At 71.6% G+C, this 1489-nt stretch carries 2 protein-coding genes; both read right to left on the reverse strand.

Translation table 11 applies throughout. The features are described 5' to 3' along the window. The coding region (locus JS521_RS35650) for an ABC transporter ATP-binding protein (RefSeq protein WP_239488295.1) at positions 1-1240 on the reverse strand (1240 nt) is incomplete at its 3' end. Further along, a partial coding sequence (locus tag JS521_RS35655; protein ID WP_372448647.1) for an oligopeptide/dipeptide ABC transporter ATP-binding protein occupies positions 1230-1489 on the reverse strand: 260 nt, incomplete at its 5' end. The genes JS521_RS35650 and JS521_RS35655, both read right to left, overlap by 11 nt.

Raw genomic sequence — 1489 nt, forward strand, 5'->3', positions numbered from 1 at the left:
GGGTCGGCTCGGCCTCCGGCGGCCGAGCGTCGGCTCCGGCCGCCCCCTTCGCCCTCGGCTCGGGGTCGGGTCCCCGCTCGGGGCCGGGCCCCGGCTCCCCCGCCGGCCCCGGGGCCTCCGGCGGCACCACGCGCTTCTCCTCCGCGAAGTGGCACGCCGAGTCGTGCCGCGCCGGGGTGTCGACCAGCCGGAACTCCGCGGGGACCGCCAGCAGCGGGACCTCCAGTTCGCACCTCTCCTGCGCCTTCCAGCAGCGGGTGCGGAAGCGGCAGCCGGAGGGGATGTTGGCGGGCGAGGGGACGTCGCCGTGCAGGATGATCCGTTCCCGGTGCTCGCGGGCGGTCGGGTCGGGTACGGGGACGGCGGACAGCAGCGCCTGCGTGTACGGGTGGGTGGGGTGGTCGTAGATCTCCGCGTCGGAGCCGATCTCCACGATCCGGCCCAGGTACATCACGCCGACCCGGTCGGAGATGTGCCGGACGATCGAGAGGTCGTGCGCGATGAAGACGAAACTGAGGCTGAACTCCGCCTGGAGCCGGTCCAGCAGGTTGACGACCTGGGCCTGTACGGAGACGTCGAGCGCGGAGACCGGTTCGTCCGCGACGATGATCTCCGGGTTGAGCGCGAGGCCGCGGGCGATGCCGATGCGCTGGCGCTGGCCGCCGGAGAACTGGTGCGGATAGCGGTTGATGTACTCCGGGTTGAGCCCGACGACATCCAGCAGGTCCTGCACCTTCTGGCGGCGGCTGCCCTTCGGGGCGACCTCGGGGTGGATCTCGTACGGCTCCCCGATGATGTCGCCGACCGTCATGCGCGGGTTGAGCGAGGTGTACGGGTCCTGGAACACCATCTGGATGTTGCGGCGCACCGCCTTCAGCGCACGCCCGGACAGCTTGGAGATGTCCTCGCCCTTGTAGCGGATCGCCCCGGCGGTGGGGCGTTCCAGGTGGACGAGCATCTTGGCGACGGTCGACTTGCCACAGCCCGACTCCCCCACGATGCCGAGCGTCTCGCCCGCGTACAGGTCGAAGTCGACGCCGTCGACGGCCCGGACCGCGCCGATCTGCCGCTTGAAGAGGATGCCCTGGGTGAGCGGGTAGTGCTTGGCGAGGCCGCGCACCTGGAGGATCGGGTCGCCCTCCACGTAGGGGGCGGCGGCGCCCTCGCGCGCCTTGGAGAGAAGCGTGGAGCCGGCCGCACCCTCGCCGGTCCCCGCACTCCTGTCGCGGTCAGCGTGCATCGAGCGTCTCCTTCCAGAAGTGGCAGGCGCTCCGGCGCTGTTCGTCGACCTCGTAGAGCGGCGGCACGTCGCTGCGGCACACGTCCTGGGCCATCGGGCAGCGGGGGTTGAAGGCGCAGCCGGGCGGGATGCGGGTGAGGTTGGGCGGCAGGCCCTTGATCGCGTACAGCTCCCGGCCCTTCTGGTCCAGGCGCGGGATCGACCGCAGGAGGCCCTTGGTGTACGGGTGGGCCGGGGCCTTGTAGATCT

This window comes from Streptomyces durocortorensis (genome assembly GCF_016901035.1).
GTDB classification, from domain to species: domain Bacteria; phylum Actinomycetota; class Actinomycetes; order Streptomycetales; family Streptomycetaceae; genus Streptomyces; species Streptomyces durocortorensis.